The organism is Streptomyces sp. NPDC028314 (assembly GCF_055565795.1).
On the sequence record NZ_JBVHTP010000010.1, the window covers coordinates 81,419 to 95,321 of the forward strand.

General features: G+C 72.7%; 14 protein-coding genes. 6 read left to right on the top strand and 8 right to left on the bottom strand.

Going from position 1 to position 13,903, the window contains the following annotated elements; translation table 11 throughout:
* Positions 1–81: 81 nt before the first annotated feature.
* From ACZ4TG_RS22875 to ACZ4TG_RS22885, 3 genes are read right to left on the bottom strand one after another with little or no spacing between them, the layout of a single operon-like run.
* Positions 82–915 (bottom strand): heme ABC transporter ATP-binding protein, encoded by an 834-nt coding sequence (locus tag ACZ4TG_RS22875; RefSeq protein ID WP_468165653.1) that lies wholly within the window; start codon positions 913–915, stop codon positions 82–84.
* Positions 912–2,018 (bottom strand): FecCD family ABC transporter permease, encoded by a 1,107-nt coding sequence (locus ACZ4TG_RS22880; RefSeq protein ID WP_468165656.1) that lies wholly within the window; start codon positions 2,016–2,018, stop codon positions 912–914. The genes ACZ4TG_RS22875 and ACZ4TG_RS22880 overlap by 4 nt, the downstream gene beginning before the upstream one ends.
* 1 nt (position 2,019) lies before the next feature.
* On the bottom strand, positions 2,020–3,048 hold the full coding sequence (locus ACZ4TG_RS22885; protein WP_468165658.1) for a heme/hemin ABC transporter substrate-binding protein: 1,029 nt from the start codon (positions 3,046–3,048) through the stop codon (positions 2,020–2,022).
* 125 nt (positions 3,049–3,173) lie between these two features.
* On the opposite strand from ACZ4TG_RS22885, the gene ACZ4TG_RS22890 reads away from it, so the two are divergent.
* The 3 genes from ACZ4TG_RS22890 (at position 3,174) to ACZ4TG_RS22900 (ending at position 6,906) form a co-directional block, all read left to right on the top strand.
* A complete protein-coding gene (locus ACZ4TG_RS22890; RefSeq protein WP_468165660.1) occupies positions 3,174–4,616 on the top strand; it encodes an HtaA domain-containing protein in 1,443 nt (480 codons plus the stop codon).
* A gap of 87 nt (positions 4,617–4,703) precedes the next feature.
* Positions 4,704–6,227, top strand: coding sequence for an HtaA domain-containing protein (locus ACZ4TG_RS22895; RefSeq protein WP_468165662.1), 1,524 nt, complete (start codon positions 4,704–4,706; stop codon positions 6,225–6,227).
* Between the two features lie 19 nt (positions 6,228–6,246).
* Positions 6,247–6,906 carry a PhzF family phenazine biosynthesis protein gene (locus tag ACZ4TG_RS22900; RefSeq protein ID WP_468165664.1) on the top strand — a complete coding sequence of 220 codons (660 nt, stop codon included), beginning with the start codon at positions 6,247–6,249 and terminating at the stop codon, positions 6,904–6,906.
* A 102-nt stretch (positions 6,907–7,008) separates the two neighbouring features.
* On the opposite strand, the gene ACZ4TG_RS22905 is transcribed toward ACZ4TG_RS22900, so the two are convergent.
* Both ACZ4TG_RS22905 and map read right to left on the bottom strand, forming a co-directional pair.
* A complete protein-coding gene (locus ACZ4TG_RS22905) occupies positions 7,009–7,656 on the bottom strand; it encodes a biliverdin-producing heme oxygenase (RefSeq protein ID WP_468165666.1) in 648 nt (215 codons plus the stop codon).
* Between the two features lie 160 nt (positions 7,657–7,816).
* Positions 7,817–8,674 carry a type I methionyl aminopeptidase gene (map, locus tag ACZ4TG_RS22910; RefSeq protein WP_468165669.1) on the bottom strand — a complete coding sequence of 286 codons (858 nt, stop codon included), beginning with the start codon at positions 8,672–8,674 and terminating at the stop codon, positions 7,817–7,819.
* A 71-nt stretch (positions 8,675–8,745) separates the two neighbouring features.
* Between map and ACZ4TG_RS22915 the strand changes: the two genes are divergently transcribed.
* On the top strand, positions 8,746–8,982 hold the full coding sequence (locus ACZ4TG_RS22915; protein WP_468165671.1) for a hypothetical protein: 237 nt from the start codon (positions 8,746–8,748) through the stop codon (positions 8,980–8,982).
* Between the two features lie 6 nt (positions 8,983–8,988).
* Here the strand turns inward: ACZ4TG_RS22915 and ACZ4TG_RS22920 are convergent, their stop codons facing one another.
* Positions 8,989–9,594, bottom strand: coding sequence for a hypothetical protein (locus tag ACZ4TG_RS22920; protein ID WP_468165673.1), 606 nt, complete (start codon positions 9,592–9,594; stop codon positions 8,989–8,991).
* Between the two features lie 209 nt (positions 9,595–9,803).
* Here ACZ4TG_RS22920 and npdG point away from each other — a divergent pair, with 209 nt between their 5' ends.
* A complete protein-coding gene (gene npdG, locus ACZ4TG_RS22925; RefSeq protein ID WP_468165675.1) occupies positions 9,804–10,508 on the top strand; it encodes an NADPH-dependent F420 reductase in 705 nt (234 codons plus the stop codon).
* 63 nt (positions 10,509–10,571) lie between these two features.
* Here the strand turns inward: npdG and ACZ4TG_RS22930 are convergent, their stop codons facing one another.
* A complete protein-coding gene (locus ACZ4TG_RS22930; RefSeq protein WP_468165677.1) occupies positions 10,572–12,647 on the bottom strand; it encodes a TerD family protein in 2,076 nt (691 codons plus the stop codon).
* A gap of 195 nt (positions 12,648–12,842) precedes the next feature.
* On the opposite strand from ACZ4TG_RS22930, the gene ACZ4TG_RS22935 reads away from it, so the two are divergent.
* The gene (locus tag ACZ4TG_RS22935; RefSeq protein WP_468165679.1) at positions 12,843–13,028 is read left to right on the top strand and encodes a hypothetical protein; all 186 of its coding nucleotides are present in this window, start codon (positions 12,843–12,845) and stop codon (positions 13,026–13,028) included.
* A 38-nt stretch (positions 13,029–13,066) separates the two neighbouring features.
* Here the strand turns inward: ACZ4TG_RS22935 and ACZ4TG_RS22940 are convergent, their stop codons facing one another.
* A complete protein-coding gene (locus ACZ4TG_RS22940; RefSeq protein WP_468165681.1) occupies positions 13,067–13,876 on the bottom strand; it encodes a site-2 protease family protein in 810 nt (269 codons plus the stop codon).
* Between the last annotated feature and the right edge of the window lie 27 nt (positions 13,877–13,903).

Below are 13,903 nucleotides of genomic sequence, written 5' to 3' on the forward strand. Positions count from 1 at the left end.
AAGACCCCATGACAGGGTCAAGCCGCGGTCAAGCGAGGAGTGACCGTTCCGTACGGCGGAACGACCGCGAGCCGCTCCCGGTCAGCCGCCGCCCCGTACCGGAACCACCAGCGGGGCACCGCCGCGCGGGTGCGGCAGCACCTCCACCGGCTGCCGGTAGACCCGGCTCAGCAGGGCGTCCTCGAACACCTCGGACGGCGGCCCCTCCACCGCTGTCCGCCCGTCGTGCAGCACGGCCGCCCGGTCGGCGTACGCCGCCGCCAGGCCCAGGTCGTGCAGGACCACCACCACCGCGTCCCCCGCCGCCGCCCGCTCCCGGCAGATCCGCAGCACGAGCTCCTGGTGGCGCAGGTCCAGGGCCGCGGTGGGCTCGTCGAGCAGCAGCAGCGGGGCCGCCTGGGCCAGTACGCGGGCCAGCGCGACCCGGGCCCGCTCGCCGCCGGAGAGCGCGTCGAAGGGGCGGGCGGCGAAGCCCTCCACCTCGGTGGCCGCCATGGCCCGCGCCACCGCCTCCTCGTCGGAATCGGCCAGCGGGGTGCCGGCCCAGGGCGCGCGGCCCATCCGTACGACGTCCTCCACCGCGAAGGGGAAGGACAGTGCGGCCGACTGGGGGAGCACCGCGCGGCGCAGGGCCAGATCGGGGGCCGACCAGTCGCCCACCGGGCGCCCGTCGATCCGTACGGTCCCCGAGGAGGCCGGCAGGTCCGCGGCGAGGGCGGCCAGCAGTGTGGACTTGCCCGCTCCGTTCGGCCCGACCAGGGCCAGCACCTCGCCCGCCCGCACGGTCAGCCCGATCCCGGCGAGCACCTCGCGCCGGCCCAGCCGTACGTGGAGGTCCACGGCCTCCGCGCAGGGCGTGCCGGGCTCGGGACGGGCCGGGATGCTCCGCCTGTGCCGGCCGAAGGACGCGATCATGCCCAGCCTCCCTGCTTGCGGCGGGTCCGGCGCAGCAGCCAGAAGAAGAAGGGACTGCCGATCAGCGCGGTCAGCACGCCCAGCGGCAGTTCGGCGGGCTGGGCCAGCGTCCGCGCGGCCAGGTCGCCCGCGACCAGGACCACGGCTCCGGCCAGCGCGCTGCCCGGCACCAGGAAGCGGTGCCCGGGGCCGTTCGCCATCCGCAGCAGGTGCGGGACCAGCAGACCGACGAAGGTGATGATCCCGGCCACGGCGACGGCGGCCGCCGTCAGCAGCGCCACGACCAGGATCAGGGCGAGCCGCAGCCGCTCCACGTCCACGCCGAGGTGGCGGGCCGGGCGTTCGCCGAGGGAGAGCAGGTCCAGCTTGCGGGAGTAGAAGGGGGCGACGAGCAGTCCGGCGAGGGCGCAGGGCAGCACGGCGAGCACCTTGGGCCAGGTGGCCTGGGCGAGGGAGCCGAGCTGCCAGAAGGTGATCTGGTTGACCTGGCCGCTGTCCGCGAAGAAGACGAACAGGCCGATCAGGGCGCCCGCGAAGGCGTTGACGGCGATTCCGGTGAGGATCAGCGTGACGACCTCCGTCCTGCCGCCGCTGCGGGACAGCAGGTAGACGGAGCCGACCGTGACCAGGCCCGCCACGAAGGCGCAGGCGGTGATGGTCCAGTTGCCGAGGAAGCCGAGGCCCAGGGCGATCGCGGCGACCGCGCCCACGGCGGCGCCCGCCGAGATGCCGATGACGCCCGGTTCGGCGAGCGGGTTGCCGAACACCCCCTGCATCAGCGCGCCCGCGCAGCCGAGGGAGGCGCCGACCAGCAGGGCGAGCACGACGCGGGGCAGCCGTACGTTCCACAGCACGCTCTCCCCGACCCGGTCGAGGGCGGCCCCGCCGAGGCCGAGGCGGTGCTGCACGGAGGCGAGTACGTCCGCGGTCGGGATCCGGTACGCGCCGACCCCGGCGGAGACCAGCGCGAGGACGAGCAGCACCGTGACGAGGCCGACGCTGAGGAGCAGGGCCGTCGACCGGCCGCGGGCGGGGGGCCGCTCGGGCGGCGCGGGCCGCGGCGTGGACCCGCCCGTGCGCGGGGACTCGTAGGAGAGGGTCACGTCAGGCCTTGCCGTAGAGCTGGGAGATCAGGGAGGTGAGGACCTGGTCGGTGCGGGGGCCGTAGCCCAGCAGTACCCCGTCGTCGATGCTGACCACGCGCCGGTCCATGCCCGCGGGGGTCTGCGCGACCCCCGGGATCTTCACCAGGCCGTCCGGCCCGCCGACGGATTCCAGGCCCTTGGACATCACCAGGATCGCGTCGGGCGCGGCGGCCGCCAGGGCCTCGCTGGTGATCGGGGTGAAGTCCTTGCCGAGCCCCGACTCCTTGCCGGTGTCCACGGCGCCCGCGGCCTCCAGCAGCGAGGCCGCGCCGGAGTCGGAGCCCCCGAGCAGGTACACGGAGGCGGTGCCGCGCAGGTAGAGGAAGGCCACCCGGGGCTTCTTGCCGGCCGCGGACGCCGGAATGCCCTTGCGGGCGGCGGCGATCCGGTCGGCGGTGCGCTGGTTCAGCTGCGCACCGGCCTCCTTGACGCCGAGCGCGGCGGCGACCGTCGTGATCCGCGCCGGTACGTCCTCCAGCGCCTTCGCGGGGGCGACCACCAGGAGCGGGATGCCCGCGTCGCGGATCTGCCGGACCGCCTCGGCGGGGCCGGTGGTGGTCTCGGCCAGCACCAGTGTCGGGCGCAGCGACAGCACGCTCTCCGCCGACACGTCATGGGCTCGTGTCACCACCGGTAGCGGGGCGGCCTGTTCGAAGGTGGCGGTGATGTCCCGGGCGACGACCCGGTCGCCGAGGCCCAGGGTGTGGACGATCTCGTTCAGGCTGCCGGTCAGCGGGATGACCCGGTCCGCCGAGGTGATGGTCACCTGGGTGCCGTCGGCCGAGGGCACGGTCACGGGGAGCGCGGGCCCCGGCGCCGGGGCGAGGGGTTCCACCCGGTCGGGGGCGGCGGCCGTGCCGGAGCGGGCGGGCGTGCCCGCCGGGGTGGCCGTACCTGCGCAGCCCGTCACGGCGGTGAGTGCCAGGGCCGTCGCGGCCACGGCGATCGCTAGCCGGGGGAAGCGGGTTGACGCGGCGGGCGTAGGCACGAAGGCACCGTCCTGATCGTCCGACTGGAGTTGTCGAAGGTTCCGTGGACCGAGGGGTTCCTCTCTCGGCCGGGGTTAGCTTAGGTTAGCCTAACCTTATTGGCCAGACCCCGAAGGGGACATTCATGTCCGCAAGACCTGCCCGTGCGTTCGCCGTCGCCCTGCTGACGGCCCTGCTGGGAGCCCTGCTCCCGGCCACCGCCGCCCAGGCGGCGCAGCGCACCGTGCAGGGGGGCCGGCTCGATTGGGGCATCAAATCGTCTTTCCAGAGTTATGTCACCGGCCCGGTCGCGAAAGGCAGTTTCAAGCTGAAGAACGGAGCGGCCACGGCCGGCGGCAGCCTGTTCCGCTTCCACTCCGCGACCGGCTCCTACGACCCCGACAGCGGTGCCTTCGACGCCGCGTTCACCGGTGGAGTCACCTTCCAGGGCCACCAGAAGCCCGACGGTGCGTACGAACTCGACCTCACCGTCAGCCGGCCCACCGTCAAGATCTCCGGCGGTCGCGGCACCCTCTACGCCGACGTGTCGAGCAAGGCCAAGGACACCGGCGCGGTCAGCACCCAGTCCCAGGTGCCCTTCGCCACCCTCGGCCTCGGCGGCATCAACATGAAGGGCGGCGGCACCCCGCTCGCCCTCACCAACGTCCCGGCCACCCTCACCGCCGAGGGCGCCAAGGCCTTCGCCGGCTACTACGGGGCCGGCACGCAGCTCGACCCCGTCTCGCTGTCCGCCGACGTCAAGGCCGCCCCGGCCGAAGGCGAGCCCGCGCAGCCGCCCGCCGCGACGCAGCCGGGAGCACCGGCCGAGGGCGCACACGTCCCGCAGGGGCAGGGCGCCTTCACCGACGCCGCCGTCGACTGGGGCGTGCGGCGCACCTTCCGCGAGTACGTCACCGGCTCCATCGGCCAGGGCAAGTGGACCCTCGCCGAAGGCGCGCAGGACGGCGGCGCGCTGTTCCGCTTCCCGCAGGGCAAGGGCACGTACGACGCGCAGAAGGGCGCCCTGGCCGCCGCCTTCGCCGGCACGGTCCAGTTCACCGGCGCCCACCTCGACCTCAAACTCGGCAAGGTCGGCGTCACGGTGGAGAACGGCAAGGGCGTCCTGACCGCCGACGTCACCACCCCCACCGAGACCAGGAACGCCGTCGCGCTCGTCGAGTTCGACGCCAAGGGCCTCAAGACCGAAGGCGGGCTCGCCACCCTCACCGAAGCCCCGGCCACCCTCACCGAGGGCGGCTCCCAGGCCTTCAACTCCATGTACAAGGCCGGCACCGAGATGGACCCCGTCTCGCTGGCCGTCGCCCTGGACGCGAACGCGAAGCTGCCCGCCCTGCCCGACCTGGGCTCCACCGCCGCGCCCTCCCCGCCCGCCCAGGCGCCCGCTTCCCCCGCTCCGCTGCCCGCCCGGGCGGTGAGCGCCGAACAGGGCACGCCCGCCGGGCTGTACGTCGCGCTCGGCCTGGCCCTGCTGGTCCTGGCCGGCGGCGCCGCCTTCCTGGTCCAGCGCGGGCGCCGCACGGCCGCGGCCGGTTCCGCTGCCTCGGACCCCGCCGACGCCCAGCCGTAAGGCCCCGCCCGCTTTCCCCGTTCCCCGTTCGCCCTTCGCCCTTCCTCCTTCCCCTTTTGCCCTTTCAGGCTCCAGGAGTACTCAGCCATGTCGTCCCACCCCCGCCCGGTCGCCATAGCGGCCGCCCTCGTCACCGCCGCCGCGCTCGGCGCCACCGCCTTCGTCCTGCCCGCCACGCTGGCGGGCGCCGCCCCGGCCGCCGTCGCGGCCGGCCCCACCGCGCCCACGCCGATCGTGAACGGCACCCTCGACTGGGGTGTCCTGGCCAGCTACCGCACGTACGTCACCACCGCCGCGCAGGGCGAGATCACCGTGGCCGACGGCGCCTCGAAGAACGCGGACGGCACCTTCCGCTTCGGCTCGGCCACCGGCCAGTACGACCACGCGGGCGGCAACGTCGTCACCGCCGCCTTCAAGGGCAGCGTCACCTTCAAGTCGGTCGCCCACGGCTTCGAGGTGACCCTGGCCAACCCGCGCTTCGACACCGGCACCAAGAAGCTCGTCGCCGACGTCACCAAGAACGGCGTCCTCACCCGAGCCGTCCCGCTCGCGAACGTCGCCTTCGCCGGCCAGGCGATGGACAAGCTGGCCACCACCCTCACCAAGGAGGCGGCGGGGCAGCTCGGTTCCCCCTCCTACGAGGGCAAGACCGGCGACCCGCTGACGGCCGCCCTGGAGTTCGGGAAGCCGCCCGTCGACCCGAAGCCCTCGACCTCGGCGTCCACCGGCCCGAAGCCGTCCACCTCGGCCTCCACCGACCCGAAGCCCTCGACCTCGGCCTCCACCGGCCCCAAGCCCTCCACCTCGGCGTCGACCGGCCCGAAGCCGACCGCCTCCGCTTCCACCGGCGCCCCGGCCGGGGACGGCCCGCAGCAGATCCAGAGCGGCACGCTCCGCTGGGGCGTCAAGGAGTCCTTCCGCAAGTACGTCCAGGGCGCCGGCGGCACCGTGACCCCGGCGGGCGGCGCCGCGGCCGCCGGCGACACCTTCTCCTTCGCGGGCGGCAAGGGCACCCTCGACACCGGGAAGGCGAAGCTCAACGCCTCCTTCGAGGGCAACCTGCGCTTCCAGTACGCGGCCCACGGCATCGACATGACCTTCGGCAACGTCCGCATCGACGCGGAGGGCGCCAAGGGCACCCTGGTCCTGGACGTGAAGACCGCCACCGGCAGCAAGCCGAACGTCGCCTTCGCCACCCTCGACCTGTCGAAGGCCGAGTACAGGACCAAGGGCGGCCTGCTCGCCCTGAACGGCGTCCGCACCGCCCTCACCGCGGACGGCGCCGCCGCCTTCGCCAGCGATGCCACCGGCGGCTCCCTGTACAAGGCGGGCGACCGGGTCGACGACGTCAACCTCACCGTGTCCGTGGACAAGGACGTCACCGCCCCCGCCGCCGGCGGCAGCACCACCGGCGGGTCGGGCGGTACGGGCGGCGGCGGGAGCGTGGGCGGTGGCGGGGGCGCGGGCGGCGGCGGGAGCGTGGGCGGCAACCTCGCCTCGACCGGCGCCGAGATCCCGGCCGGCGCCCTGCTCGGCACCTCGGGCGCGGTGATCGCGGCCGGCGCCGGCGCGGTCTTCCTCGCGCGCAGGCGGCGCACGGCCCACAGCTGACCCGTGTTTGAATGCCCGCGTGAACGATCTCGACGTGCTCAGGGTCTTCTGCGCGGGCGACGGCCGGTACGGCAACCTCCTGGGAGTCGTACGCGACGGCCGCACCTGCCCGGACGACGCGTCCCGGCAGGCGCTGGCCGCCGAACTCGGCTACAGCGAGACGGTGTTCGTCGACGACCCCGAGCGCGGGGTCGTCGACATCCGCACCCCCGGCACCCGCCTGTCCTTCGCCGGGCACCCGCTGGTCGGGGTCGCCTGGCTGCTGGACATCGAGGAGCTCCAGCCGCCGGCCGGCTCCGTCTGGGCGCGCGACGACGGGGAGTTCACCTGGATCACGGCCCGCCCCGAGTGGGTCGAGGACAAGCGCACCGAGCAGTACGCGTCCGCCGCGGAGGTCGAGGCGCTGCCCGCCCCGCCGCCCGGCGAGGGCTGGCTGTACGTGTGGGCCTGGGAGGAGGAGACCGCGGGCCGGATCCGGGCCCGCGGCTTCCCGCGCCGCCCCGACGGCGCCGTCGTCGAGGACGAGGCCACCGGCTCGGCGGCGATCCTGCTGACGGCCCAGCTGAACCGCGCCCTGAACATCACCCAGGGCGCCGGCTCCCAGCTCCTCACCGCGCCCAACCCGGACGGGACCGTCGAGATCGGCGGCCGCGTCCGCTTCGCGCCCGCCGCGAACTGAGCCCGCCCCCGGCGCCGCGCCACGGCCGGCCCGGGACGACGCGGGAGCGGGGGCGGGCCCGAAGGCCCGCCCCCGCTCCCACGGCCGCGACGTCCGCTCCGGTTACGCGCTCAGCGGGAACTGTTCGCCCAGCTCGCGGAAGACCGCGCCGTTGAAGTCGAAGGCGCGCTTGCACTCGTCGATGATGCGCTGCTTCTCCAGGTCGTCCGCGGCGATCGCGTCGAGCAGCTCGCGGTAGGTCCGCTTGAAGGCGGCCGGGTTGGAGATGTCCGCGAAGACGTAGAAGCGGACGCCGTCGCCCTTGCGCTCGAAGCCCCAGGTGCGCTCGGCCTTGTCCCGGATGATCTGCCCGCCGGACAGGTCGCCCAGGTAGCGGGTGTAGTGGTGGGCCACGTACCCGCCGGGCCAGCCTGCCGCGCACTCGGCCACCCGGGCCGCGTACGCCTCGGTCGCGGGCAGCGCCACCAGCGTCGCGCGCCACTCGGGCCCGCGCAGGTGGGCGAGGTCCCGCTCGATCTCGGCGAGGCGCATCAGCTCCGGCCGGATGAACGGTCCGGCCACCGGGTCGTCCTTGAGGGACTCGGCCGCGTCCTCCAGGGCCCGGTAGACGAACCACAGCTGCTCGGTGTAGCGGGTGAAGGCGTCCACACCGAGCCGGCCGCCGAGCAGGTCGCTCATGAACGTCGAGGTCTCGGCCTCGGTGTGCTGCTCGTGCGAGGCGACACGGATGACCGTGGAGAAGGCGTCCAAGGGGGACCTCCGAGGAATCGGGGGGTGAGGAGCAGGCATGGCGGCAGTGCCGCCACACCGATCCTCCTACTTAGGCTTACCTAAGTCAATGTGTTCCCGACGCCCTGTCGGTAAAAACCCGTAGCGGGAAAATCGCTACGGCGGGGTCACGCAGACGGGGTCACGGCAGGGTCAGGATCTCCGCCCCCGCGTCGGTCACGACCAGCGTGTGCTCGAACTGCGCGGTCCGCTTGCGGTCCTTGGTGACGACCGTCCAGCCGTCCTCCCACATGTCGTACTCATGCGTGCCCAGCGTCAGCATCGGTTCGATCGTGAAGGTCATCCCGGGCTCGATGACGGTCGTGGCGTGCGGGCTGTCGTAGTGCGGGACGATCAGGCCGGAGTGGAAGGACGTGCTGATGCCGTGCCCGGTGAAGTCCCGGACCACGCCGTAGCCGAAGCGCTTCGCGTACGACTCGATGACCCGGCCGATGATGTTGATCTGCCGGCCCGGCTTCACGGCCTTGATGGCCCGGTTCAGCGCCTCACGGGTGCGCTCCACCAGCAGCCGCGACTCCTCGTCCACCTCACCGCACAGGTAGGTGGCGTTGTTGTCGCCGTGCACCCCGCCGATGTACGCGGTGACGTCGAGGTTCACGATGTCGCCGTCGCGCAGGACGGTCGAGTCGGGGATCCCGTGGCAGATGACCTCGTTGACCGAGGAGCACAGGGACTTGGGGAAACCGCGGTAGCCCAGCGTCGACGGGTAGGCGCCGTGGTCGCACATGTACTCGTGCGCGACCCGGTCCAGCTCGTCGGTGGTCACCCCCGGGGCGATGAGCTTGGCGGCCTCCTCCATCGCCTGGGCGGCGATCCGGCCGGCGATGCGCATGGCCTCGATGATCTCGGCGGTCTGCACCTCCGGTCCGGTGTACGGAGCGGGCGCGGGCCTGCCCACGTACTCGGGCCGGCGGATGTTACCGGGAACGGAACGGACGGGAGAGAGCTCGCCTGGTACGAGCAGCGACTGACCGGACATGCAAGCGAGTGTATCCAGCGGGGATGGGGCAAGCTGGCGACAGAGAGCGGTACGAGAGGAGCCTGACGACGATGGCGCTGTTCAAGAAGCGGCAGGTGGGCAAGCCGGGCGAGTGGTACTACTGCCTGGTCCACAAGAAGGTCGAAGAGGGCCCCGAGTGCCCCGCCAAGGACCGGTTCGGCCCCTACGAGACGACCGAGGAGGCCAACCACGCCATGGAGACGGCGCAGGAGCGCAACCTCGAATGGCAGAACGACCCCAAGTGGAACGACAAGACCGGCGAGGGCGAAGAGGGCGCCACCCCCTGATCGGGGCTACCAGCGGCTGGGCGGCGGCGCGGTCAGCTGATCGGCCAGCCGCGCCAGCCGGTCCCGGAAGCGGCGCCGCCCGCGCTGCGCCGGCAGGCCGTTCTCCCCGGCCGCCGCGCTGACCAGGTGCTGCACCGTGTCCAGGTCCAGCCCAGCGGCCGCACGCGGCACCGACAGCGCCTCGTGCGCCAGCGTCCCCAGATCCGGATCCCCGCCGTCCAGGGACAGTACGGTCGCCCCCGCGCGCCGGGCCCCGTGCACCCGCTCCAGCAGCCCCGCACCCGGCCGCTCCGGCGCGACCACCAGCAGCGTGTGCCCGCGCCGGACCGCCTCCAGCCGGCCCAGCCCCACCGAGAGGTGCGGCGGCCCGCCCGGCGGCACGCGGTGACGCACGAGCGTCGGGGCCAGCTCCGGCAGCCCCGACCACGCGGCCTCGTCCACCAGGTGCGCCGCCAGATGCCAGGGCTCGTACCGCTCGGTCCCCACCAGCAGCAGGCTCCCGCCGGCGGACACCACCGAGCGGCGCAGCGAACCGGCGAAGCGACGGGCGGCGCCCGGCCACTGCGTACCGGCGAGCACCTCGCGCAGCAGCGCCACTCTCACCGCATCCATAGCGGCATCCTGCACCATGCAAAGGACATGGGGGGAGGACATGAGGCAGGACACGGGGAGGACATGAGGAGGGGCGTGAGGGGGGACGTGAGGGGGGACGTGAGGGGGGACGTGAGGGGGACGTGAGGGGACCGCTTCCGCTTTTCGCCCGCCCACTGCCGCGTGCCTGGCCGTTCGACTGACGGGTACTCGGCAGTACCCTCGCCCCCATGACTTCCTCAGACAGCACGCAGAAGCCGCCGGCCAAGGATCCCTGGGACCTCCCGGACGTCTCCGGTCTCGTGGTCGGGGTCCTCGGCGGCACCGGCGACCAGGGCCGCGGCCTGGCCTACCGGTTCGCCCGGGCCGGCCAGAAGGTGATCATCGGCTCCCGGGCCGCCGACCGCGCCCGCACCGCCGCCGAGGAACTGGGCCTGGGCATCGAAGGCGCGGACAACGCCGACTGCGCGCGCCGCAGCGACATCGTGATCGTCGCCGTACCGTGGGAGGGCCACGCCAAGACCCTCGAAGCGCTGCGCGAGGACCTCGCGGGCAAGCTCGTCGTCGACTGCGTCAACCCGCTCGGCTTCGACAAGCAGGGCGCCTACGCCCTCCAGGTCGAAGAGGGCAGCGCCGCCCAGCAGGCCGCCGCCCTGCTCCCGGACTCCCGCGTCACGGCAGCCTTCCACCACCTCTCGGCGGTCCTCCTCCAGGACGAGTCGGTCGAGGAGATCGACACCGACGTGATGGTCCTCGGCGAATCCCGCGCCGACACCGACCTCGTCCAGGCCCTCACCGCCCGCATCCCGGGCATGCGCGGAGTCTTCGCGGGCCGCCTGCGCAACGCCCACCAGGTCGAAGCCCTGGTCGCCAACCTGATCTCCACCAACCGACGCTACAAGGCCCACGCGGGCCTGCGCGTCACGGACGTCTGACCCCTCCCGGCCCCGCCCCGGCCGCGCCCCCGCTCGTCCGGGGGCGCGGCCAGGACCCGACGGTCAGCCGCGCCGTGCCGGCCGTGCCTCCACCGGTCCCAGCTGCGCCACCACGCTCTGGTAGAAGCGGTCCACGGCATCGTCGACGCTGCGGATGAAGCCCGACTCCGTGTTGCCCCGGGTGTTGCCCATCCCCTTGATGAGGGACAGCCGGAATCCGGTGAGCGGCGCTCCGTCCTTGGGCAGCAGATCAGCAGGCTCCGGGCGCAACCGTTCCAGCGTGCCGCGCGGTCCGCTCCCGCCCTCGACCAGGCTCTCCACGTGAAGATCCGCAGGTGCCTCCGCCAGCAGCCGCACGAGCTTCTTCGCCGTCGCCAGTGGATACGATCCCTCCGGCGCGGAGACGTCCACCGAGGTGCGGACCCTGCCCGTGCGCAGGTCGGCGGTCACCGCGATGACGCTGCTCGTGCCGTCGACGCGCAGCTCCGCCCAGAGCCTGCCGTCCGTGCACAGCTTCTCGGCCGCCGTGATCCGCCGCTCCCGAGGATCGCTGCCGCGTCGGGCCCTCTGCACCGGGAGCGCTTTCTGTCCCAGCTCACCGCCGAGGCGTAGGCAGACCTGGCGGATCAGCCGCTCCCAGCTTTCCACGACCTCCACGGCCCGACTGTCGTCCAGGTTGAGGGTTTCGTCTTCGATGCCCTTGCGTACGGGGACCCAGGACGGACCCATGTTCTGGAACCCGTGGCACCCGGAGTTCTCGTGCTGGAGGTACTCCAGTAGCTCTTGCAGCAGCCACGCGTGCGCGGGGTTGACCACGCCCTCGTGGCGGATCAGCATCTGGGCCTGGTGTGCCACCTCCGCCCACGACAGGTGCCAGAGGCTGACCTTGTGCTTGCGCCGCCCGTCGATCTTGACGTCGACCATGGGCGCGCCTTCGAGGGCCACATCGTTGGAGAGGGTGATCACGGCTTCGTAGCCGCGGCGCGCGGCGATGTCCATGTACGCCTGTACCTGCTCGGCCTTGAGCTGGTTCCCATTGGTTTTCGTCTCGACGAGGGCCGTCCACAGCTTGCCGGCGCGCTCGACCCGGATGACTCCGTCAGGCCGCCGCGGGGTGTCACCGTGGGGGAGGGGCACCTCCGTGAAGGTCTGCATCCTGCCGGCCGGGGCGCCGAAGGCGGCGGTGAGACGTCGGCCCAGCTCGGGCACCTGGGCCATGACGGACAGCAACACCGAGGTCGCGCGCACCTCCCGCTCCCGGTCGCTCTTGAGGGAAGGCACCGGGAAGAGGCGGGCCACCTGCCAGGAGTCGTTCTCGGCGAGGGACTTCTTGGCCACCTTGGGGAGCGTGACCTTCTTCCTGGTCGTACGGGGACCCCGGCCGCGGGACTGGGCGGGGACGGCGGGGAGCGATGGGGCGGCGGGCGCCGGTACGGTCTGGTCCCCGACGGGCACGGACGGGTCGGTGGACCCGGCCGACTCGGCAGGGGCGCCCTCGGGTACGACCGCGAGGCTTTCGGTGCTCTGGGGTTCCACACCGCTTCCGGTGTCACCGGACTCCTGCGGTTCTTCGGCTGCGGCGGCCTCTTCCGTCTCTTCGAGCACGACGATGCCGAAATCCGTCGCCAGGCCGGCCAGGCCGGTCTCGTACCCCTGGCCCACCGCGCGGAACTTCCACTCCTCGTTGCGCCGGTACAGCTCACCGAAGATGAACGCCGTCTCCACGCTCGCGTCGTCGATGGAGAACCCGACCAGCGGTTCACCGGACCGGTCCGCGACCGTCATCCGCAGATCGTCGAGGTCCCCGAAACGAGCCCCACCGTACTGACTGGCCGCCACCACGATCCGTGCGACGCCGTTGGGGACAGCCGTGAGGTCCACACTGATGCGGTCCTCGTCGCCGCTGTCGGTCGGTGTCTTGCCGAGCAGCTGCACGCTGCCGTCCGCGGCCGCCGGATTGTTGTAGAAGTAGAAGTCGTTCTCACTGCGGATCTTGCCGTTTTCGTTCAGCAGCAGAACGGAGACGTCGGCGTCTCCGGCTCCCGAAGCGCTGGTCCAGCCGAGGCTCACCACCACCGCACCGGCGTCCTCGCTGAGGGCGGTCAGACTGACGTTCGCACCCTTTGAGATCTCCTGCATACCTTCCCCCCACTCGCCCGGCTTCGTCCGTGCGGACAGAGCCCCGCGAACCGTATCCAGCAGCCGCGCGGAAGATCAGCTGAAGTGGGAAATGAGCTGGATGCCCGGTTGCGGCATCGGGCGACCGCGGCCGGGGCGGGATGGGGGACACTGGAGGGGCTCAACCCGTTCCGTGTCGCCGAGGAGCCGTGCCGCATGCCCCGCCTTGCCGTGTTCGCCGTTGTCGTCTGTGCCCTGTCCGTGGCCGCGGCCGTGGTCGCCTTCGTGGAGGGCAGCTTCCTGGGGATCGTGTGGGTGCTGCTGGCCGGGCTGACGTCCAACATGGCCTGGTACTACGTACGCAAGGCCAAGGCCGACAAGACGGCCCGCGCCGGCAGCTGAACCGCCGCCGGGCTGCGGCTACCGGCCCTGCTGCCGGCTCATCCCACCAGGGTCGTGCAGAAGAAGCCGCCGCCCTCGGTGCCGCGCCAGAAGCTGTACAGCTCGCGGCCGCAGTAGGCCTCCGGCTCGGTCACGCCGAGGGAGCCCAGCAGGCCGTAGACCACGTCGAAGAAGAACCGGTTGACCTCGGGGATCCACAGCAGCGCGAAGACGGCGATCAGTCCGAACGGCGCGAGCGGCTCCACCTGCCGGCGGACGCCGTACGACAGCCAGGGCTCGATCACCCCGTACCCGTCCAGGCCCGGCACCGGCAGGAAGTTCAAGATCGCCGCCGAGACCTGGAGCAGCGCCAGGAACGCGAGCGCGAGGCGGAACGGCCCCGGCACCCCGTCGAGGGCGTCCAGCCAGAACGGCGCCGTGCACACGATGGCGAAGGCCACGTTGGTCAGCGGGCCCGCGGCCGATATCAGGCTGTGCTTCCAGCGGCCGCGGATCCGGCTCCGCTCGATGTACACCGCGCCGCCCGGCAGGCCCAGGCCGCCCAGGATCACGAAGACCACCGGCAGCACGATGCTGAGCAGGGCGTGCGTGTACTTCAGCGGGTTCAGCGTGAGGTAGCCCTTGGCGCCGACCGTGATGTCGCCGCCGTGCAGGGCGGTGCGGGCGTGCGCGTACTCGTGCAGGCAGAGCGAGACGATCCACGCCGACGTGACGAACAGGAAGACGGCGAGGCCGGTGTTCGTCGAGAACCCCGTCCACACGGCCCAGCCGGTCACCGCCATGACCGCGACGATCCCGAGGAAGACGGAACTGATCTGCCGCTCGCCGCGGCTGCCCTGGTGACCCATGCGGCGAAACCTATCCCGGGCGCGGCG

What these genes read in the sequence shown, in the direction of transcription:
- ACZ4TG_RS22890 (WP_468165660.1), top strand. Translation starts at nt 3,174, where the DNA reads ATGTCCGCAAGACCTGCCCGTGCGTTCGCCGTCGCCCTGCTGACGGCC.
- ACZ4TG_RS22930 (WP_468165677.1), bottom strand. Translation starts at nt 12,647, where the DNA reads ATGCAGGAGATCTCAAAGGGTGCGAACGTCAGTCTGACCGCCCTCAGC.
- ACZ4TG_RS22935 (WP_468165679.1), top strand. Translation starts at nt 12,843, where the DNA reads ATGCCCCGCCTTGCCGTGTTCGCCGTTGTCGTCTGTGCCCTGTCCGTG.
- map (WP_468165669.1), bottom strand. Translation starts at nt 8,674, where the DNA reads ATGTCCGGTCAGTCGCTGCTCGTACCAGGCGAGCTCTCTCCCGTCCGT.
- ACZ4TG_RS22920 (WP_468165673.1), bottom strand. Translation starts at nt 9,594, where the DNA reads ATGGATGCGGTGAGAGTGGCGCTGCTGCGCGAGGTGCTCGCCGGTACG.
- ACZ4TG_RS22895 (WP_468165662.1), top strand. Translation starts at nt 4,704, where the DNA reads ATGTCGTCCCACCCCCGCCCGGTCGCCATAGCGGCCGCCCTCGTCACC.
- ACZ4TG_RS22915 (WP_468165671.1), top strand. Translation starts at nt 8,746, where the DNA reads ATGGCGCTGTTCAAGAAGCGGCAGGTGGGCAAGCCGGGCGAGTGGTAC.
- ACZ4TG_RS22940 (WP_468165681.1), bottom strand. Translation starts at nt 13,876, where the DNA reads ATGGGTCACCAGGGCAGCCGCGGCGAGCGGCAGATCAGTTCCGTCTTC.
- ACZ4TG_RS22875 (WP_468165653.1), bottom strand. Translation starts at nt 915, where the DNA reads ATGATCGCGTCCTTCGGCCGGCACAGGCGGAGCATCCCGGCCCGTCCC.
- npdG (WP_468165675.1), top strand. Translation starts at nt 9,804, where the DNA reads ATGACTTCCTCAGACAGCACGCAGAAGCCGCCGGCCAAGGATCCCTGG.